Origin of the sequence: Cobetia sp. BMC6, assembly GCF_029991385.1 — a bacterium.
Lineage (GTDB): Bacteria > Pseudomonadota > Gammaproteobacteria > Pseudomonadales > Halomonadaceae > Cobetia.
Genome location: NZ_JAKUMF010000003.1, coordinates 12,694 through 31,167, shown reverse-complemented (window position 1 = coordinate 31,167; position 18,474 = coordinate 12,694). Strand labels below are relative to the sequence as shown.

Here is an 18,474-nt window from a genome sequence, read left to right as displayed (position 1 = left end):
GCCTGAGGTGGCATTTGGCTGAATTCTCCAAAAGGTCTCAGACTGGCTGATGAGGGTTGAGCCATACGGGAGGCAGGCATGCGAGGACTGGACTGGCTGGGCACGCGGCTGGCGCGTCATCTTACGGCGCCGGGCAAGCTGCCGGCGCATCGCTCCACGTCATCACCGGAAAAGCTGGCTGCCACCCTGCGGCGCGGCGATGTCCTGCTGGTCGAGGGCTCCTCGCGTATCAGCACCGCCATTCGCTACCTCACCCAGTCGACCTGGTCTCACGCTGCGCTCTGCGTGCGCACGCCACTGGACAGCAGAGGTCACCCGGTCAGGGGCGACTGCCTGCTGGAAGCGGACGTTACCGCTGGGGTGCGCCGCGTACCCCTCAACCATTACTGGCATCAGCACACGCGTATCTGCCGCCCAGTCGGACTCACGGAGGAGGAGATCAGCGCATTGATCGCCCACGCCGAGGCGCGCCTGGGCCATCAATATGACCTGCGCAACATCGTCGATCTGGCTCGCTATCTGATTCGTACGCCGCCGGTGCCAAGCCGCTATCGGCGCCGCATGCTGGCACTGGGCAGCGGCGACCCGACCCGCGCGATCTGCTCATCGCTGATCGCCGAGGCCTTCCAGGCCGTGCGCTACCCCATCCTGCCAGACAGTGACGTCCTGCCCTCCAGCGACCCGGCATGCCTGCACTGCTATGAGGAGTTACTGCATATCCGCCATCACAGCCTGTTTGCGCCCTGCGACTTCGATATCTCGCCCTACTTCGACATCATCAAGCCGACCCTATGCGCCGGATTCGATCCCCATCGCCTGCAGTGGAGCGAACCGCCCGCCTGATCTGGTATGCTGCGCGCCATCCGCGGCCTTGCTGGCCGGCACCTGTGCATCAGCTCTCCTGTGCCGCCTGCTGCCCTCTGACACTCTTCACGACCGGAACCACGCCCGTGACCAATAACGACATCATCCGTCGCCTGCGCTACGCGCTGAATCTCTCCGACACCGACATGATCAACACCTTCGCTGCCGCGGACCACGAGGTCTCACGCGCCCAGATCAGCGATTGGCTCAAGCGCGATGATGATGAGGCTCAGCAGCGCATCAAGGACATCGACCTGGCCAGGTTCCTCAATGGCCTGATCAACGTGCGTCGTGGCAAGCGCGAAGGCGCCCAGCCGGCGCCTGAAAAGCGTCTCGACAACAACGTGATTCTGCGCAAGCTCAAGATTGCCTTCGAGCTCAAGGATGACGACATGCTAGAGCTGCTGGCACTGGCCGGTTTCGAGCTGATCACCAAGTCCGAGCTGTCTGCCTTCTTCCGCAAGCCCGACCATCGCCACTACCGCGAGTGCAAGGACCAGATCCTGCGCAATCTGCTCAAGGGCATCGAACTGCACCATCGTCGCCATGACCCCGAGACCGAGCAGCACGCCGTCGATCCGGCCTGATCAGGCATTGATATGCTCTCAACAACAACGCCGCCCCGGATTCCGGGGCGGCGTTGTTGTATGACGGCAATGGAGGCACCAGCGGCAGCTCAGCATTCGCGGTTGGGACGCCCATCCATGGTGGCCAGGCGCGCCAGCAACGGCGCCATGCGGTGCTTGCTCCCTTCCGCAGCCGCGACCAGCACCGGCAATACCCAAGACGGAAGGTCAGGCATCAGACGATAATAGACCCATTGCCCCTGACGGCGATCCAGCAGCAGACCGCAATTGCGCAACTGGGCCAGATGGCGTGACACCTTGGGCTGCGACTCCTGCAACACGTAGGTCATCTCGCATACGCAAAGCTCGCCTTCTGCATGGACAAGCAACATCAGCACAAGGCGTGTATCGTCGCTGAGGCATTTGAAAAGACGTGTGGGGGTCAGAAGAGACAATGCAGAATTCCACCTGATTAAATGATGTGAGCGTGCCGCCAACCACAGCTGCAAGCGAGTGCGAATTTCGTTCAAGGCGCGCCCACAGGACACGGCAGTAGCCTCATTGCACGGGCCTTCGATATCCCTGCAAGCCAGCTCATCGGTCTGGTCATCCCACTGGCGGCATTGCTGCGTCGCCTTTTGACACCTCGCGATGGCGGTATCGAAGGGTTGCGACCGGTAGCGATCGAATCGCTTGCCAAGCCTGAATCATCGCCCCCCTCCCGCGCGTGCAAGAGGGTCCAGCAGCACATGCTGTTGCGAGGCACCATTTGCTCGCCACTCGAGAGCTCTTTCCAAGAGCTGCCTGCAACAACCCGAGATCCGGTCAGCAGCTAGCGGCTAGCAACTCTCGCTAGTCATCATCGCCCTCTTCGGCGCTCTTCTGGCGCGCCTTGCGCTCCTGCTCTTCTTCCATGGCCGCCATGATGTTCTCGAGCAGCGCATCCACGTCCGGCGCTTCGGCGTCGTCCTCATAAAGGCCCGTCAGCTCGACATCCGGGTCCATATCACCGGCCTCAAACAATGCCCAGATCTCATCGGCGTAGCGTGTCTGTGCCAGTTCAGGCGCGAACATCGCGTAGTAGGCGGTGATATTGGCGACATCACGCGCCAACATGCTCTTGGCATTATTGTTGGCCGCAGCATCGACCGCCTGCGGCAGATCAATGATCACTGGGCCATAGTCATCGACCAGCACGTTGAACTCGGACAGGTCGCCATGCACCAGGCCGGCATGCAGCATGCGCACGATGTACTGCATCATCAGCGCATGGTCTTCCCGCGCCTGCTCGGCGGACATCGAGACATCATTCAGGCGCGGCGCCACATTGCCGTCGTCATCGGTGACCAGCTCCATCAGCAGCACGCCATCGAAGCAGCCGAACGGTTGCGGCACGCGCACACCGGCATCGGCCAGACGATACAGCGCATCGACCTCGGCATTCTGCCAGGCGGCTTCCTGCTGGTTGCGTCCGAAGCCGGAGCCCTTCTCCATCGCCCGCTGACGGCGACTGTTGCGCACCTTGCGGCCTTCCTGATAGAGCACGGCCTGCTTGAAGCTGCGCTGGGCAGCATCCTTGTAGACCTTGGCACAGCGGATCTCGTCTCCGCAGCGCACGACGTAGACCGAGGCTTCCTTGCCACTCATCAAGGGGCGAAGCACTTCATCGACCAGGCCGTCATCTATGAGCGGCTGGATTCTCTTTGGCGTTTTCATCGCGTTCTTATACGCGTTTTGCGATACATCGGGAATCACCCTGTAGCAATTTTGTGACATACCTTACGACAAAACCCCCGCCAATGCGTCATTGGCGGGGGGTTCAGCATTCACTGACAGACTGCCTGATCGGCAGCAGCGTCAGCGCTTATTGGGCGTTCTTGAGGCTCTGCATGTCAATCACGAAACGATACTTGACCTTGCCTTCCTGCATGCGCTTCCAGGCATCATTGATGGTGTCGATGTCGATCATCTCGATATCGCAGCCAATGTCGTGCTCGGCGCAGTAGTCGAGCACTTCCTGGGTCTCGGGCATGCCGCCGATCAGCGAGCCGGCCAGCACGCGACGCTTCATCACCAGATTGCCACCCTGCAGCGCCGGGTCCACTTCCTGCACCAGGCCGACGAGGATATGCGTGCCGTCGTACTTCAGGGTATTGAGGTAAGGGTTGAGGTCATGCGGCACCGGCACCGTGTCGAGCAGGAAATCGAAGGTTTCGGTGGCGGCCGCCATCTGCTCGTCATCCGTCGAGACGATCACATGATCGACACCATTTTCGCGCGCTTCCTCGACCTTGCTCTCGCTGCGGGTGAAGAGCGTCACTTCACAGCCCATCGCCTTGGCGAACTTGATGCCCATATGGCCCAGGCCGCCCATACCGATCACCCCGACCTTGTCGCCGGACTTCACGCCATAGTGACGCAGCGGCGAATAGGTCGTGACACCCGCGCACAGCAGCGGCGCTGCCACAGCCGGGTCGAGCTTGTCCGGGATGGAGACCACGAAGCGTTCGCTGACGACGATCTTGTCGGAATAGCCGCCCTGGGTGAGGCTGCCGTCGTGACGGTCCGGGCTGCCGTAGGTCATGGTCATGCCGTCGAGGCAGTATTGCTCGAGCCCCTTCTGACAGGCGCTGCATTCGCGGCAGGAATCCACCATGCAGCCAACGCCGACCATGTCGCCCACCTTGTACTGACTGACGTCATTGCCAACCTGGGTCACCCGCCCCACGATCTCGTGCCCCGGGACCAGCGGATACTGAGAAAAGCCCCAGTCATTGCGGCCGACGTGCAGATCCGAGTGACAGACACCGCAGTAGAGAATCTCGATGGCCACATCGTCCGGACGCGGCTGGCGACGCTCGAAGTTCCAGGGCGCCAGGTCTGCCGTTTCGGATGCCACGGCATAAGCGCGAGTCTGGCCGTCAAAATCACCGTTGGAAGGGCTAGTCATGGAGTCTCTCCTTGCTTGGCTGAGCGTCGGTTGGCGTGACCATCAAAGATGATTCAGCGCCCGTGAAAGGGATTCGCATGCCATGCGGCAATCGCGATCATGCCCAAGTACCTCTTGCCGACAGCCCGACTTTTCAATGGCTTGGCTGCCCTGCATCACTGTGTTGGTCAGATCGCAACAGCGACCCACCAAGCTGCGCGAGACTTGCAGACACAAGAGAAAGCGGCGCGAAACATCAGGCTTCTGATTCCAAATTGACGCCATCAAGCAGCAAAGTTGCCACTGTGTTATCCTGCACCTTCACCCCTCACGTCTTGGAACGGAGTCCCGCATGGCGAATACTCGTACTACTGCAAAGAAAAAAGCACCGGCTGCTGTCGAAACCTCAGCCTCGCTTGAAGCTCAGATGCAGGCCTTCTTGGACCGTGGTGGCAAGGTGGATGTGATTGAATCCGGTGTCAGCGGCCAGGTCATTGGCGTCAAGCCGACCAAGCCGTCAAACCCTGCTGCCAAGAGCTGAAGCTTGCCCATCAAGCCTTGGTGCCCGAACGCGCTGCTCGCCTCTCTCAACTGGCGCCTGCCATCGAGTCACTGACTGGTGAGAGCGTTGTTCATCGCTAGACCTCCAGCCGCTGCCCTGCATCATCAGGTAGCGGCCGGCATCTTTCTGGGGAGAGGAAAATCACCTCTTGCCTGCCCTTGCCCCTCCCGCCACGGCGACGCCCATGCCAGCCTCTACTTCGCGCGACAGCTCCCTCGACTCCCGCCAGCACAGCGTGCATGGCACTCGCGACGCGGATGGGGCACGCACACACCTGGCCGTCTTCATTGATGTGCAGAACATCTACTACACCACCCGCGATACCTTCGGCCGGCAGTTCGATTATCGTCGCCTGTGGGCAGAGCTCGAGCGCCTCGGCTCGATCCAGCATGCCTACGCCTACGCGATCGACCGTGGCGACCCCAAGCAGCAGCAATTCCAGCAGCGCCTGCGCGAGATAGGCTTCACGGTCAAACTCAAGCCCTTCATCCAGCGCGGCGACGGCTCGGCCAAGGGCGACTGGGATGTCGGCATCACCATCGACGTGATGGAAGCCGCCCCCGAGGTCGATGAAATCATCCTCGCCTCCGGCGATGGCGACTTCGCCCTGCTGCTGGATCATGTCGCCACCCGCCACGCCATCACCACCCGCGTCTATGGCGTCGAAGCCCTCACCGCCCTTGCCCTGATGAAAAGCGCCCATCACTTCCGCGAAATCGATGAAAGCCTGCTGATGCGCTGATACGATCGATCGCGTCTCAACCGCGTCCGAATCCTGCCCATCGCACAAGAAACACCCGCACGCCCTCCACTAATCAAGAGGATGTGCGGGTGTTTTCGTCTGGGCCACTAGCGGCCTGCCAGACATTCAGGCTTTACCGCGAACTTGCCGACTAGCTCTGTGGTGCGGCACTCAACGTCAATTCAATGGCGTCGTGGCGCCAGTGTTCATCATCGCAGTCCACCGCGCGGCCATTTTGATCGAAGTTGATGCGAGTGATGCGCTGCGCGGGGCTGCCTTGCGCGGCGTTCAGTGCGGCGGCGGCCTCAACGTCGAACACCGTGGAGGCCAGCTCGAAGCTGACGCGGCTGACACGAATGGCGTATTCGCGTCGATAGAGGTCGGTCAGGGAGTGGGCTCCGAGATCGAAATCGAGGATGTCAGGGAAGCAGTCACGTCGCAGGTGATGGCAGACATGCAGCACGCGCCGCCCGTCGATACGCCGCACGCGAGTGATGCGATAGACCACTGAGCCCTCCGCAATCCCCAGTCGCCGCGCGATCACCGCGTTGGCAGCGACCTCTCCTGCCGCCAGTACCTCGGTGCTGGCCACCCGCTGCTGTGACTCGACCATGTCGCGAAATGGCAGGCACGCCAGCAAGTCATAGCGCAGTCGTGGCGGCGAGACGAACCAGCCCCGCCGATTCTCACGATAGATACGCCCCTCCGCCTCCAGCTGCAGCAGGGTGTCGCGCAGGGTGACCCGCGTCGTGGCAAAGCGTTCGATCATCTCGCGTTCGGAGGGCAGGCGCTGTGAGGCGCGTAGCGGCGCTGCCTCAAGATGGTTCAGCAGCTTGCCCTTGAGCCCTGCCACGGGGACATCCGCGTCAGGAGTTGCTGATGAAGCAGCGTCACTCTGGGGCTCAAGCGAAGATGAAGGCATGCGAAGTTCCTGAAAGATAATGAAAGACAGCAATTTCTGGCGAGTCACTTGCATGACATCCAGGGCGTCCAGGATGGAAAGGGTCAGAGAGAGGCGATTTCTGTGGTCTAGTTCAGATGACTCGCAAAGCTCAGTGCGTCTTTTCAAGACACGCTTGTCGAGACACGCATGAGGAGAATAGTGGCATTGGCGTGACAACTCGGTGACAGCGCAGATTTGGCTGCCACGCCAGCTCAGTCATCACGCGCTGACTCATGTCTTGCACGCCCTGCTTTGCAGACTTATGGCTGTGGAAGATAGCGAGGACCGGGGCCCGCGGCAAGGCATGAAGAAGGCACGGAGAAGGTATGAAGGATGCAGAGGCAGAGCCCTCACCCATGCCATGACAACGACATGTTGACGACACGCAACTGTCACAGGCGAGCGCTAGAGTCGATCGTGTCTTTCGGACTGAACTAGACCACACAGTTTCGGCTATCTCGGCACTTGCATTTGCCTGAGCACTTGGCAGAGCACTGGTCTGATCAATGATCCAAGAACTGGCCTGAGCAATGACCTGAGCACCCGGACGTGCTCTCAGCGTGTCGATGGAGTGTCTGATACCCGTCACGCCTTACCTTCAGCGCAGCGATTGTTCATCACCTACTGGGGAAATCTCCTTGAAGTCGATTGCCACTACCTCATCCCGCTCCACCGGCCTGCTGGTTTCCACCTGCATGGCCGCCCTGTTGGGCAGTGCCTCCGTCAGTGCCGCCGACATGCCGGCTGACCTTCTCGAGGCCGCTCAGTCCGAAGGCCGTGTCGATAGCGTCGGCATGCCGGACAGCTGGGCCAACTGGAAGGACACCTGGGCAGACCTCGAGTCGAAGTATTCCATCGCGCATAGCGATACCGACATGAGCTCCGCCGAGGAAGTTGCCAAGTTCAAGGCCGAGGGTGAGAACGCCACCGCCGATATCGGTGACGTGGGCTTCGCCTTCGGTCCGATCGCGGTGCAGCAAGGCGTGACCCAAGCCTACAAGACCACGACCTGGGATCAGATCCCGGAGTGGGCCAAAGACAAGGATGGCCACTGGGTACTGGGCTACACCGGCACCATTTCCTTCATGATCAACAAGACGCTGGTCAGCGAAGATGAGCGCCCGACCTCCTTCTCAGATCTCGCCGAGGGTGACTACAAGGTGTCCGTCGGCGCCGTGGGCAAGGCCTCCCAGGCCAACAACGCCATTCTGGCCGCTGCCTTCGCCAATGGCGGCAAGGAATCCGACCTGACACCGGGCCTGGAAGTCTTCGCGGAACTGGCGCGCCAGGGCCGTCTGTCACTGGCAGAGCCGAGCATCGCCAACCTGGAGAAAGGCGAAGTCGAAGTCGCCCTGCTGTGGGACTTCAATGCCCTGAACTATCGCGATCAGATCAACCGCGACACCTTCGAGGTCGTCATTCCGTCTGATGCCTCCGTCACCTCCGGCTACGCCACCATCATCAACAAGCATGCCGCGCACCCGAATGCCGCCAAGCTGGCCCGTGAGTACATCCTCTCCGATGCCGGTCAGCTGAATCTGGCCAAGGGCTATGCCCGTCCGATCCGCGCCGAGCACCTCACCCTGCCTGAGGATATCGCCGCCAAGCTGCTGCCCAACGAGCAGTACGCCAATGCTCGTCCGGTTCAGGACTTCGCGGGCTGGGAAGCCAGTGCCAAACAGCTGCCGCGTCAGTGGCAGTCCCAGGTACTGATCCACCAGCAGTGATCCCCGGCCTCTGCTTCACGCGAGCAGAGCGCGCACCATCCTGACAGACGGCATCGCCTTTGCGGTGCCGTCTTGAGCTTCACGGAGTCACCATGTCTCAGCGTGTCATTCTTGTCGTGCTCGACGGCCTCAACCATGCCGTGGGTCATCATGCCATGGGCTATCTGAGTGCCCTGGTAGAGGCCGGCCGTGGCCAGTATCAATCACTGGACTGCGAGCTGCCGGCCATGTCGCGCCCGCTCTATGAATGCCTGCTGACCGGCGACCTGCCTGTCGACTCAGGTATCGTCAACAACGGTATCGTGCGCCGCTCACGCGGCATCAGCCTGTTCGACCTTGCCAGCCAGCAGGGCAAGCGCACGGCTGCTGCCGCCTATCACTGGGTCAGCGAACTCTATGTCGCGGCCCCCTTCGTGCCGGCCCGCCATCGCTGGCTCGACAACCCGGAATCCGCCATCCAGGCGGGCATCTTCTACTGGCAGGATCATTATCCGGATGACCATCTGTTCAGTGACGCCGAAATGCTGCGCCTGCGTCACGACCCGGATCTCCTGCTGGTGCATAGCATGAACATCGACGATGCCGGCCATCGTCATGGCGGCGACACGCCGCAGTACCGCAACGCCGCGCGGCATGCCGACGTCGCCCTGGCCGACTACCTGCCGGCATGGCTGGAAGCCGGCTATCAGGTGATGGTCACCGCCGATCACGGCATGAATGCCGACCGCTCACATTCCGGCCTGCTGGAAGAGGAGCGTCGCGTGCCGCTGTGGACCTTCGGCACCGCCTTCGCCAACGCCACCGCGACGGATCTCAAGCAACGCGAGCTCTGCGGCACCCTGGCCACACTGCTGGGACTCGAGCACAGCAAGGCGAGCAATCCGTCGCTGCTGGCGAGCCATGCTGCCACGCGAGGCCTCAAGTGATGTCTGCCGCCTTCAAGCGCCGCCTGACCAGCCCCGTCATGTGGCTGTTGCCGTTTGCACTGATCTTCGGCGCCTTCCAGATCGCGCCGCTGGTGTGGGTGATGATCAGCGCCTTCAAGACCCCTACTGGCTGGGGGCTGGCCAACTTTCACGAGATCGCCTCTTCGGCCTTCTTCCGGCAGGCCATCTGGCGCAGCCTCGAGATCTCCTTCATGTCCAGCGTGCTGGGGCTGGCGATCGCCGCCGTGACCTGTCACAGCATGCAACGCTGCGGCCCGCGTCTGACGCGCATGATGATCGCCTTCACCAACATGACCAGCAACTTCGCCGGTGTCCCGCTGGCCTTCGCTTTCATCATCCTGATGGGCGCCAACGGCATGCTGACCCTGATGCTGGAGCGCTTCGGCCTGCTCGAGGACTTCAATCTCTACTCGCGCACCGGCCTGATCGTCATCTACATCTGGTTCCAGATTCCGCTGGGCATCCTGTTGCTGTATCCCGCCTTCAGCACCCTGAAGACGGAGTGGCGTGAAGCCGCCAGCCTGCTGGGCGCCAATCGCCTCGCCTACTGGCAGCACATCGGCCTGCCGGTGCTGTGGCCGTCACTGGCGGGCACGCTCACCGTGCTGTTCGCCAATGCCATGGGCGCCTACGCCACCGTCTATGCGCTGGTGAACACCAGCTACAACCTGATGACCATCCGCATCGCCAACCTGGTCTCCGGCGACCTGTTCCTGCAGCCGGAACTGGCCAGCGCACTGGCACTGGTGCTGGTCGTCATTCTCATCATCGTCACGCTGATTCAGCAATGGCTCATGCGCAGGAGCTACCATGTCACTTCCCGCTGAACTGCCCTATCGCCACGGCAAGCCCTTGCTGCCCAGCCTGATGGCACGCCTGCGCCGCGTGAATCTCTACACCTTCATCGTCACCAGTATCTTCGCGCTGCTGGCACTGCCGCTGATCGCGACGCTGTTCTACGCCCTGGCGACACGCTGGGGCGCCAGCCTGACTCCCGACGCCCTGACCGTGAAATGGTTTCTGGAACTCTGGACCACACCGCGTTTTCTGGCGGCGTTCGGGCGCTCGCTGCTGGTCGCCGTCGGCGCGCTGGCACTGTCGTTGCTGCTGATCGTGCCGGTGGTATTTCTCGCCCACACACGCTATCCGCGCCTGGACAGCGTGATGAATGGGCTGATCCTGCTACCCTTTGCCGTGCCGCCCATCGTGTCATCGGTCGGCCTTCTGCAGCTCTACGCAGGCGGCCCGCTGGCCATCGTCGGTACGCCGTGGATCCTGATACCCACCTACTTCACCATCGTGCTGCCCTTCATGTACCGCGCCTTGGCCAACAGCCTGCGTGCACTGGATGTAGCCTCCCTGATGGAGGCCGCTCAACTGCTGGGGGCAAGTCCGCTCAAGGCGTTCTTCCTGGTCGTACTGCCCAATATTCGCGTCGGTATCCAGATTGCCGTCTTCCTGGCCTTCTCGTTCCTGGCCGGCGAATTCGTGTTCGCCAACATGCTGGTCGGCACCCGATTCGAAACCCTGCAGGTCTATCTGAACAATATCCGCGGCGCCAGCGGCCATTTCACCAGCGCCCTGGTCATCACCCTGTTCGTGTTCACCCTGATCCTGACCTGGCTCGGCAATCGTCAGCCCGCCGAGCAGGAGATGCCCGCGGATGACCCCGATGAGGCGCTGACCACCGCCATTACCGACGGCTTGCCCGGCCCGCTGCCGAGCGCCGACCCCGAGCCGCGCCACACCACTCACCAGTCGTCAGACTCCGCACCCCGAGGGGACCGCTGATGCTTGCCATCGACACCGCCACCACATTCGATAGCCAGAGCGCCGGCGGCCTTCTGACCAGCGCCCTGCGCGAACGTGCCGCCGACCAGCACTACCTAAAGCTCAATGGCCTGGCCAAGAGCTTCGGCAAGACCCAGGTGTTCGCCGAGATAGAGGCCGAGATCGCGCGCGGAGAATTCATCACCCTGCTCGGCCCTTCCGGCTGCGGCAAGTCGACTCTGCTGCGCGCCATCGCCGGTCTCAATGATGTCGATGCCGGCAAGATCATCGTCGATGGTCACGACATCACGCCACTGCCGCCGCAGCGTCGCGGCATCGGCATGGTCTTCCAGCACTATGCCCTGTTCCCCAACATGCGGGTGGCGGACAACGTGGCCTTCGGCCTGCGCATGAAGAAGGTACGCCCGGAAGAACGCGAGCGGCGTGTCAGCGAGGTGCTCAGACTGGTGGAGCTGACCGATCAGGCGCAACGCTTCCCGCACCAGTTGTCCGGCGGCCAGCGTCAGCGTGTGGCGCTGGCACGCGCGCTGGTGGTCGAACCGCAGATCCTGCTGCTGGATGAGCCGCTGTCGGCACTCGATGCGCGTATCCGCCGCCATCTGCGTGATCAGATCCGCGATATCCAGAAGAGCCTCGGCCTGACCACCCTGTTCGTGACCCACGATCAGGAAGAGGCACTGCTGCTGTCGGACCGCATCTTCCTGATGCATCAGGGGCGCATCCTGCAGCAGGGCAATGCCGAATCGCTGTATACCCGCCCGGTGGATGCCACGGCGGCAGGTTTCATGGGGCATTACAATCTGATCGGTCGCGAGCTGGCGCGCCCGCTGCTCGGCTACGAAAGCGACAGCCCGCGCGTGGCAGTGCGTCCGGAAGCGCTGTACCTGCAACCGGACACCAGCCCCCAGGGACAGCAGGATGAATATGCCAACTTCCCGACCCAACCCTTGCCGGACAATGCCGGCCCCGGCTGCCCGGGCGTGATCCGCCGCCACCAGCTGCTCGGCAATATCGTGCGCTACGAGGTGGACTGTCAGGGACTGCGCCTGAATGTCGATGTCCTCAATCGCAGTGCTCGGCAGCTACTGCCGCGCCATCTGCGCGTGATACTGCACGCCGATCTGGATGAGGTTCAGGCGCTGGGCGGTAACGAGACCGCCACCACGACGCAGGTGTCCCATGACTGACATCACAGGGCTTGCCATCTTCGATCTTGACGACACCTTGCTCGAGGGCGATGCCACGGGGCTTTGGACCGACTGGTTGATCGCGAGGGGCTGGATCGTCGATGGCGAGAAATATCTCGCGATCTGGGCACAACAGATGCAAGACTACGTGGCAGGTGAGCTCGACATGGAGACCCACCTGACTCACCTGCTGGCCCCGCTGGCAGGGCGGGCCGTCAGTGAGGTCGATGCCGAGGTGGCACGCTTTCTCGATGCCGAGCTGATGCCACGCCTGTATCGTGAGGGGCTGGAGCGGATCCATTGGCACCGCGCTCAGAATCATCAGGTCGTGATCATCTCGGCCTCGACAGCGCATCTGGTCGCCCCCCTCGCCGAGCGCCTGGCGCTGGACGCGGCCCTGGCCACGGCCCTTGAGACCGAGCAAGGCTGCTACAACGGGCGGGCCTGTGGCATTCGGACCTTCCGCGAGGGCAAGCTCGCGGCACTCAAGGCATGGCAACGGCAACACGCCAGCCACAGCACTGGAGTGCCCAGCTGGGGCTACTCGGATTCACGCAATGATCTGGCCTTGCTGGAATTCGTCGATCACCCCTTCGCCGTCCACCCGGACCCGACCCTTGCCAACCTGGCGCAACAGCGCGCCTGGCAGACACTACGTTGGCAATGAAGGAAACCGGGTTGGTAATGAGAGAGGCTGGCAGCAAGAGACGCTGGGCTGGAATCGAGAGCTCCTGCGCTGGAATTGAGAGACTGGACGGGAATCGAGAGTCCCTGCGCTGGAATTGAGAGAAAGTGCATAATAGGCGACGCTGGGCGTAAAAAAAGGCACTCTATGCCAAAAATGCAAGCATAAAGGAAGCCATGCAATGGCCAAGGTCAGGGTCAGTCGGATCGCACGTGTACCCGATCCCATGCGCGTCAGGCGCTATCTGAAAGCCCCCGAAGTCGGCCCGCGCGTGCTGTTCTTCAGTGGCGGCACCGCACTGACCGGGGTCTCGCGCACCCTGACCCGCTATACCCACCACAGCATCCATCTGGTGACGCCGTTCGACTCCGGTGGCAGCTCAGCCAAACTGCGCGACGCCTTCTCGATGCCCGCCATCGGCGACCTGCGTTCACGCCTGATGGCGCTGGCCGATGACAGTGTCCTGGGCCATCCCGACATCTATCGCCTGTTTACCCACCGCCTGCCGCGTGAAGCGCGCCCGGAGATGCTGCACGCCACGCTGCGCGAGCTGGCAGCCGGACGTCATCCGTTGACCATGGCGGTCGCGGAACCGATGCGCACCCTGATCTGCCATCAGCTGGGCTTTCTCATCGACGCCATGCCGGAAGGCTTCGATCTGCGCGGCGCCAGCATCGGCAACCTGATCATTGCCGGTGGCTATCTGAACCATCACCAGCAGCTGGATCAGATCATCTTCCTGTTCTCCAAGCTGGTACACGTGCGCGGTACGGTGCGCGCCGTGGTCAATGCCGATTTCCATCTGGCGGCAACGCTGGAAGATGGCCGCGAGATCATCGGTCAGCACCGCATCACCGGCAAGGAAGTCGCCCCTCTCGATTCGCCCATCGCGCGCATGCGCCTGGCCGCGACAGAGGGCGACCAGCATGTGCCCGTGGTGCCGGAGCTGCACGCCAACAATCGCCAGTTGATCGAGTCGGCCGAACTGATCTGCTTCCCTCCCGGTAGCTTCTACTCCAGCGTGCTCGCCAATCTGCTGCCCAAGGGCGTCGGGCGCGCAGTGCTGGCCAACCCCTGCCCCAAGGTCTACATCCCCAACTGCTGCCCGGACCCGGAGCAGACCGGCAAACGCATGGATGAGCTGGTCAGCGTGTTGCTCGACACCCTGTGTGCCGACCTGACCGGCCGCATGGAAGACTGCCCCACCGAGAACCTGCTCAACATCGTGCTCCTCGACAGCCAGCGCGGTGACTATCCCGGCGGCCCCTGCATCGAGGCGCTCGAGCGCATGGGCATCACCGTGATCGACACCCGTTTGATCAGCGAGCAGAGCGCACCCTACTACGACAACGAGCTGCTGGTCACCGCGCTGTTGTCGCTGGTGTGACACCAACCGCGAGACGCTCGGCATGAGTTGCTATGCATGAACTGCTCTGCAGACAAGAACGCCCCCGCCTGCCAACAGCAGACGGGGGCGTTCTTTTGCCAGATACGACGTCGAGACTTAGATCACGCCACGAAGGGCGCCGAGGATCACCATCCCCAGCACCAGCTTCCAGGGTGCCAGCGAAAAACGCGTCAGAGCGATGAAGGCGGCCAGCGCGATCACCATGTCCATACGGCTCAGCACGCTGGTGGTCCACAGCGGGTCATAGAGCGCCATGCCCAGCACGCCCACCACGGCTGCATTGGCGCCGGCGAGCGCAGCGCGCGCCCCGGCACGTGCACGCAGACGCCCCCACAAAGGCGCCACACCGATCAGCAGCAGAATCCCCGGCAGGAAGATGCTCAACAGCGCAATGACGGCACCGAGCAGTGCCGAACCGCCGTCCACCTGCGCCATGCCAGCCCCCAGCCAGGCGGCAAAGGTGAACAGCGGCCCCGGCACCGCCTGGGCGGCGCCATAGCCGGTGAGGAAGGTATCGGCCGCGATATGCCCCGTCTCGACGGTAGAGGCCTCCAATAGCGGCAGCACCACATGCCCGCCCCCGAACACCAGCGCCCCGGCACGGTAGAAGATATCGACCAGACTGCCGGAGGCCACCAGCGGCAGGCCGATCAACAACACGAAGAACGCGATCAGGCAGTAGCGCGCCAGGCGCGGCGAGACCGGCAGTGACAGCCCCGCGGCCTGGGCTTGCTGGCGCACGGATGCTGCCTTGTCATCACGACACAGCAGGCTGCCGAGCACTGCGCCCATCGCGATCACCCCGACCTGGGTCCAGGCGCTCTGTGCCAGCGCCAGGCCCAGCATGGCCAACAGCGCCAGACAGGTACGCCGCAAATCCGGGCACAGCTTGCGTGCCATGCCCCAGATCGCCTGGGCGACGACGGCCACCGCTACCAGCTTCAAGCCGTGGATCACCCCGGAGGCCAGCGGCCCTTCGAGGCTGCCGGCCACCAGTGCCAATACCAGCAACGCCAGCGCAGACGGCAAGGTGAAGCCGATCCATGCCAGCAGCCCACCCATCACGCCACCGCCACGCACCATGCCCAGCGCGAACCCGACCTGACTGCTGGCCGGCCCCGGCAGAAACTGACAGAGCGCGACCAGCTCAGCGTAGGCCTTGTCACTCAACCAGCCTCGCCTGCGTACCAGCTCATCGTGGAAGTATCCGAGGTGGGCAATCGGGCCGCCGAAGCTGGTCAGTCCCAGCGTGAAGAAGGTGCGCAGCACTTCACTGCGCCGCGTCTTGTCGCTCGCAAGCGGGGCATCAGGCGTCGCAGGGTCGCGCTCACGCCTTGCAGTTTCATCCGGATGTGACATGACGTTTCTCTTGGAACGGAAAGAAAAGGCTAACGACCGGAAATCCAGCCAGGAGCTTATATCAGGGACTTATGTGAGAGATATACAAAGATTCTTCACTTGCTGACGCTACGGTGACATCAGGTGAATGCGCAATGTCCTGATTCTCGCCCCTTGCATCACCCACCAGACTATCGCCGCCAGATGACAGGAAGCCCTTCCCATCAATGGGGAGGGCTTCCTGTAGGAGTGCTTTCTGCATACTGGCTCAGGCGTCAGCAACACGCCTTATGGCACCGGGTCATCAAGCGCAAGGCGCCTTTAGTCATGGCGCATCAGGTAGCCGACGTCTTCTGAGTGGAGGCATGCTGCGTGTCAGGGGGCAGTGCGATGGCCATCACGGCGCTCGCCGCCACCAGCGCCGCCGACCACCACAGGCAGGCTTCCAGCCCATAGGCCTGATAGAGCCAGCCGGACAGCAAGGTGCCCAGCAGGCGCCCCATGGCGTTGGCCATGTAATAGAAGCCGACATCCATCGACACGCCTTCACTGCGCGCGAAGCGCACGATCAGGTAGCTGTGCCAACTGGAATTGACCGCAAAGATGACGCCGAACACCAGCAGGCCGATGATCAGCCACTCGAGAGGTGCCAGCCCCAGCAGGATGGCCGCAGTCCTGTCGACTCCCTGCTGCACATCCAGCGACATGCTCGCCATCAGCGCGGGCAACAAGGCCAGCACACCAGCCAGCAGCACGGTCATCCAGCGCACGCCTGCATCACCGTGCAAGCGACGCGCGATCGGCCCGGTGATGCGCGGGGCCTGGGTCTGCACCCCGCCGTAACCGATCACCCACGCGGCCATCAGGATACCGACTGTCCAGAAGTTCCAGCCATGTACCTCGGCCAGATAGACCGGCAAGGCGACCACGAACCAGACATCGCGTGCAGCGAACAGACACATGCGCGCCGCCGACAGCACATTGACCGCTCGCGAGGTCGAGAACATCTCACGAAACGCCGGCTTGCGGCTGGCCTTGCTCTGCCCCAGTGATGCCGAGAGCTTGCGCAGGGACAGCACCAGCACCACAGCCAGCATCAGCCACATGGCCAACACCGTGCCCTGGAAGCCGATGAGGCTGAGCGCCGCGCCACCGAGGAAGAAGCCCAGACCCTTGAGAGCATTCTTGGAACCGGTCAGCAGCGCGACCCAGCGATACAGCGAGCTCTGCGACTGCGCCGCCTGCTGCCCCTTCGGCACCAGCACCTTGATGGCGCTCTTGGCGCTCATCTTGTTGAGATCCTTGGCGATGCCCGACAGCGCCTGGGCGATCATCACCCAGATCACCGTCAGCATGGGCTCCGGCACCAACAGCATGCCGAGCGCCACCAGCTGCATCGCAAGCCCGGCATTCATGGTGCGATTGAGGCCAAGCCTTGCCCCCAGCCAACCGCCGACCAGGTTGGTGACGACACCGAAGGCTTCGTAGAACAGGAACAGCAGCGCGATATCCAGCGCCGAATAGCCCAGCGAATGGAAATGCAGCACCACCAGCATGCGCAGTGCGCCATCCGTCAGCGTGAAGGCCCAGTAATTCCCCGTCACCAGCAGGTACTGGCGCACCTCATGGGGCAGCTCTCGCAGGCGGGCAAGCATGTCAGCGCTCCCGTGTACTGGCGTCGGCCAGATCACCCAGACCCACTTTCAGCGCCAGCTCTGCGGTGCGATTGGCATAGCCCCACTCGTTGTCATACCAGGCGTACAGCTTGAGCTGGGTACCCGCGACCACCATGGTCGAGGGCGCATCGATGATGCTGGAGCGGGAATCGGTACGGAAATCGATCGACACCAGCGGACGTGTCTCGTAGCCCAGCACGCCGGCCAGTTCGCCTTCTGCCGCGCACTGCAGCGCCTGATTGACCTCATCCACCGTCACTTCGCGGTTGAGCTCGAACACCATGTCGGTCAGCGAGGCATTGGCCAGCGGCACGCGAATGGCGTGGCCGTTCAAGCGGCCTTCCAGTTCCGGGAAGATGGCACTGATCGCCTTGGCGGAACCGGTGGTCGTCGGAATCAGGCTCATGCCGCAGGCCCGCGCGCGGCGCAGGTCCTTGTGCGGCGCATCCAGAATCGTCTGGGTATTGGTGATGTCGTGCACGGTGGTCATGGAGCCATGACGAATGCCGAACTGCGCCTGAATCACCTTGATCACCGGTGCCAGGCAGTTGGTGGTGCAGCTGGCCGCCGTCACGATGCGATGCTGTTCGGCGTTGTAGAGGTGGTCGTTGACGCCCATGACGATGTTGAGCACGCCCTCTTCCTTTACCGGCGCGGAGACCACGACCCGCGTGACGCCCTGCTCGAGATAGGCGTTCAGCACCTCGGTGCTCTTCTTCTTGCCGGAGGCCTCGATCACCACATCGCAGCCTGACCAGTCGGTGTCACCGATCTCACGCTGGCTTGAGAATGCCGTGCGCTGACCATCGAGGGTGATGGAGTCCGCGTCACTGGTGATACCGGCACCCGACGACCACTGGCCATGCACGGAATCGAATTCCAGCAGATGAGCGAAGGTCGCGGCATCGCCACCCGGGTCATTGATACGCACCACGTCCAGCGCGATATCCTCGCGCAGCTTCCACAGCGCGCGCAGCGCGAGACGACCGATGCGTCCGAAACCGTTGATGCCGACGCGCAGGGCCGGCATGCCCTCCGGCACGGTGATGGACGAGGAATAGGACGGAGCGCTATGAGCAGGACACATGGGCATTTCCTTGAGAGTGTTC

The 18,474-nt window shown here is 62.6% G+C and carries 18 protein-coding genes; 11 read left to right on the top strand and 7 right to left on the bottom strand.

All coding sequences use genetic code 11. The features are described 5' to 3' along the window. The first annotated feature begins 78 nt into the window (after positions 1-78). Positions 79-843 (top strand): YiiX/YebB-like N1pC/P60 family cysteine hydrolase, encoded by a 765-nt coding sequence (locus tag MKZ40_RS07565; RefSeq protein ID WP_153635949.1) that lies wholly within the window; start codon positions 79-81, stop codon positions 841-843. A gap of 107 nt (positions 844-950) precedes the next feature. Continuing rightward, the gene (locus tag MKZ40_RS07560; protein WP_153635950.1) at positions 951-1,451 is read left to right on the top strand and encodes a DUF1456 family protein; all 501 of its coding nucleotides are present in this window, start codon (positions 951-953) and stop codon (positions 1,449-1,451) included. Between the two features lie 89 nt (positions 1,452-1,540). On the opposite strand, the gene MKZ40_RS07555 is transcribed toward MKZ40_RS07560, so the two are convergent. The 3 genes from MKZ40_RS07555 to MKZ40_RS07545 all read right to left on the bottom strand — a co-directional run bounded on the left by MKZ40_RS07555 (position 1,541) and on the right by MKZ40_RS07545 (position 4,380). After that, positions 1,541-1,876 carry a metalloregulator ArsR/SmtB family transcription factor gene (locus tag MKZ40_RS07555; RefSeq protein WP_277876256.1) on the bottom strand — a complete coding sequence of 112 codons (336 nt, stop codon included), beginning with the start codon at positions 1,874-1,876 and terminating at the stop codon, positions 1,541-1,543. Between the two features lie 406 nt (positions 1,877-2,282). Further along, on the bottom strand, positions 2,283-3,146 hold the full coding sequence (locus tag MKZ40_RS07550) for a PA4780 family RIO1-like protein kinase (protein ID WP_175090107.1): 864 nt from the start codon (positions 3,144-3,146) through the stop codon (positions 2,283-2,285). A gap of 148 nt (positions 3,147-3,294) precedes the next feature. Continuing rightward, positions 3,295-4,380, bottom strand: a complete 1,086-nt coding sequence (locus tag MKZ40_RS07545) for an NAD(P)-dependent alcohol dehydrogenase (RefSeq protein WP_052384834.1) — start codon at positions 4,378-4,380, stop codon at positions 3,295-3,297. Between the two features lie 331 nt (positions 4,381-4,711). Between MKZ40_RS07545 and MKZ40_RS07540 the strand changes: the two genes are divergently transcribed. Beyond that, positions 4,712-4,900: a hypothetical protein gene (locus tag MKZ40_RS07540; RefSeq protein WP_175090106.1), complete on the top strand. Its 189-nt coding sequence runs from the start codon at positions 4,712-4,714 to the stop codon at positions 4,898-4,900. A 205-nt stretch (positions 4,901-5,105) separates the two neighbouring features. Next, complete coding sequence (locus MKZ40_RS07535; protein WP_175090105.1) at positions 5,106-5,663, top strand: NYN domain-containing protein; 558 nt, start codon at positions 5,106-5,108, stop codon at positions 5,661-5,663. Between the two features lie 151 nt (positions 5,664-5,814). Here MKZ40_RS07535 and MKZ40_RS07530 read toward each other — a convergent pair whose 3' ends face one another. After that, positions 5,815-6,585 (bottom strand): UTRA domain-containing protein, encoded by a 771-nt coding sequence (locus MKZ40_RS07530; RefSeq protein ID WP_175090104.1) that lies wholly within the window; start codon positions 6,583-6,585, stop codon positions 5,815-5,817. 659 nt (positions 6,586-7,244) lie between these two features. Between MKZ40_RS07530 and MKZ40_RS07525 the strand changes: the two genes are divergently transcribed. From MKZ40_RS07525 to MKZ40_RS07495, 7 genes are all read left to right on the top strand, one after another. After that, a complete protein-coding gene (locus MKZ40_RS07525) occupies positions 7,245-8,333 on the top strand; it encodes an extracellular solute-binding protein (protein ID WP_254627134.1) in 1,089 nt (362 codons plus the stop codon). Between the two features lie 92 nt (positions 8,334-8,425). Next, positions 8,426-9,259, top strand: a complete 834-nt coding sequence (locus MKZ40_RS07520; RefSeq protein ID WP_175090103.1) for an alkaline phosphatase family protein — start codon at positions 8,426-8,428, stop codon at positions 9,257-9,259. Continuing rightward, positions 9,259-10,107 carry an ABC transporter permease subunit gene (locus MKZ40_RS07515; protein WP_175090102.1) on the top strand — a complete coding sequence of 283 codons (849 nt, stop codon included), beginning with the start codon at positions 9,259-9,261 and terminating at the stop codon, positions 10,105-10,107. The genes MKZ40_RS07520 and MKZ40_RS07515 overlap by 1 nt, the downstream gene beginning before the upstream one ends. After that, on the top strand, positions 10,091-11,071 hold the full coding sequence (locus MKZ40_RS07510) for an ABC transporter permease (protein WP_217485891.1): 981 nt from the start codon (positions 10,091-10,093) through the stop codon (positions 11,069-11,071). The genes MKZ40_RS07515 and MKZ40_RS07510 overlap by 17 nt, the downstream gene beginning before the upstream one ends. Further along, positions 11,071-12,258 carry an ABC transporter ATP-binding protein gene (locus MKZ40_RS07505; protein WP_175090101.1) on the top strand — a complete coding sequence of 396 codons (1,188 nt, stop codon included), beginning with the start codon at positions 11,071-11,073 and terminating at the stop codon, positions 12,256-12,258. The genes MKZ40_RS07510 and MKZ40_RS07505 overlap by 1 nt, the downstream gene beginning before the upstream one ends. Further along, a complete protein-coding gene (locus MKZ40_RS07500) occupies positions 12,251-12,925 on the top strand; it encodes an HAD family phosphatase (RefSeq protein ID WP_175090100.1) in 675 nt (224 codons plus the stop codon). The genes MKZ40_RS07505 and MKZ40_RS07500 overlap by 8 nt, the downstream gene beginning before the upstream one ends. A gap of 199 nt (positions 12,926-13,124) precedes the next feature. Further along, complete coding sequence (locus MKZ40_RS07495; RefSeq protein ID WP_175090099.1) at positions 13,125-14,330, top strand: GAK system CofD-like protein; 1,206 nt, start codon at positions 13,125-13,127, stop codon at positions 14,328-14,330. 117 nt (positions 14,331-14,447) lie between these two features. On the opposite strand, the gene chrA is transcribed toward MKZ40_RS07495, so the two are convergent. The 3 genes from chrA to MKZ40_RS07480 form a co-directional block, all read right to left on the bottom strand. Next, positions 14,448-15,710: a chromate efflux transporter gene (chrA, locus tag MKZ40_RS07490; RefSeq protein ID WP_175090098.1), complete on the bottom strand. Its 1,263-nt coding sequence runs from the start codon at positions 15,708-15,710 to the stop codon at positions 14,448-14,450. Positions 15,711-16,024: 314 nt separating this feature from the next. After that, positions 16,025-17,344, bottom strand: coding sequence for an organoarsenical effux MFS transporter ArsJ (gene arsJ, locus MKZ40_RS07485; RefSeq protein ID WP_175090097.1), 1,320 nt, complete (start codon positions 17,342-17,344; stop codon positions 16,025-16,027). 1 nt (position 17,345) lies between these two features. Continuing rightward, positions 17,346-18,395 carry an ArsJ-associated glyceraldehyde-3-phosphate dehydrogenase gene (locus MKZ40_RS07480; protein WP_175090154.1) on the bottom strand — a complete coding sequence of 350 codons (1,050 nt, stop codon included), beginning with the start codon at positions 18,393-18,395 and terminating at the stop codon, positions 17,346-17,348. Between the last annotated feature and the right edge of the window lie 79 nt (positions 18,396-18,474).

Bases quoted from the DNA above. Each gene is read 5' to 3' on its own strand.
- MKZ40_RS07565 (WP_153635949.1), top strand. From the start codon at position 79: ATGCGAGGACTGGACTGGCTGGGCACGCGGCTGGCGCGTCATCTTACG.
- MKZ40_RS07550 (WP_175090107.1), bottom strand. From the start codon at position 3,146: ATGAAAACGCCAAAGAGAATCCAGCCGCTCATAGATGACGGCCTGGTC.
- MKZ40_RS07545 (WP_052384834.1), bottom strand. From the start codon at position 4,380: ATGACTAGCCCTTCCAACGGTGATTTTGACGGCCAGACTCGCGCTTAT.
- MKZ40_RS07540 (WP_175090106.1), top strand. From the start codon at position 4,712: ATGGCGAATACTCGTACTACTGCAAAGAAAAAAGCACCGGCTGCTGTC.
- MKZ40_RS07535 (WP_175090105.1), top strand. From the start codon at position 5,106: ATGCCAGCCTCTACTTCGCGCGACAGCTCCCTCGACTCCCGCCAGCAC.
- MKZ40_RS07530 (WP_175090104.1), bottom strand. From the start codon at position 6,585: ATGCCTTCATCTTCGCTTGAGCCCCAGAGTGACGCTGCTTCATCAGCA.
- MKZ40_RS07520 (WP_175090103.1), top strand. From the start codon at position 8,426: ATGTCTCAGCGTGTCATTCTTGTCGTGCTCGACGGCCTCAACCATGCC.
- MKZ40_RS07515 (WP_175090102.1), top strand. From the start codon at position 9,259: ATGTCTGCCGCCTTCAAGCGCCGCCTGACCAGCCCCGTCATGTGGCTG.
- MKZ40_RS07510 (WP_217485891.1), top strand. From the start codon at position 10,091: ATGTCACTTCCCGCTGAACTGCCCTATCGCCACGGCAAGCCCTTGCTG.
- MKZ40_RS07505 (WP_175090101.1), top strand. From the start codon at position 11,071: ATGCTTGCCATCGACACCGCCACCACATTCGATAGCCAGAGCGCCGGC.
- MKZ40_RS07500 (WP_175090100.1), top strand. From the start codon at position 12,251: ATGACTGACATCACAGGGCTTGCCATCTTCGATCTTGACGACACCTTG.
- MKZ40_RS07495 (WP_175090099.1), top strand. From the start codon at position 13,125: ATGGCCAAGGTCAGGGTCAGTCGGATCGCACGTGTACCCGATCCCATG.
- chrA (WP_175090098.1), bottom strand. From the start codon at position 15,710: ATGTCACATCCGGATGAAACTGCAAGGCGTGAGCGCGACCCTGCGACG.
- arsJ (WP_175090097.1), bottom strand. From the start codon at position 17,344: ATGCTTGCCCGCCTGCGAGAGCTGCCCCATGAGGTGCGCCAGTACCTG.
- MKZ40_RS07480 (WP_175090154.1), bottom strand. From the start codon at position 18,395: ATGCCGGCCCTGCGCGTCGGCATCAACGGTTTCGGACGCATCGGTCGT.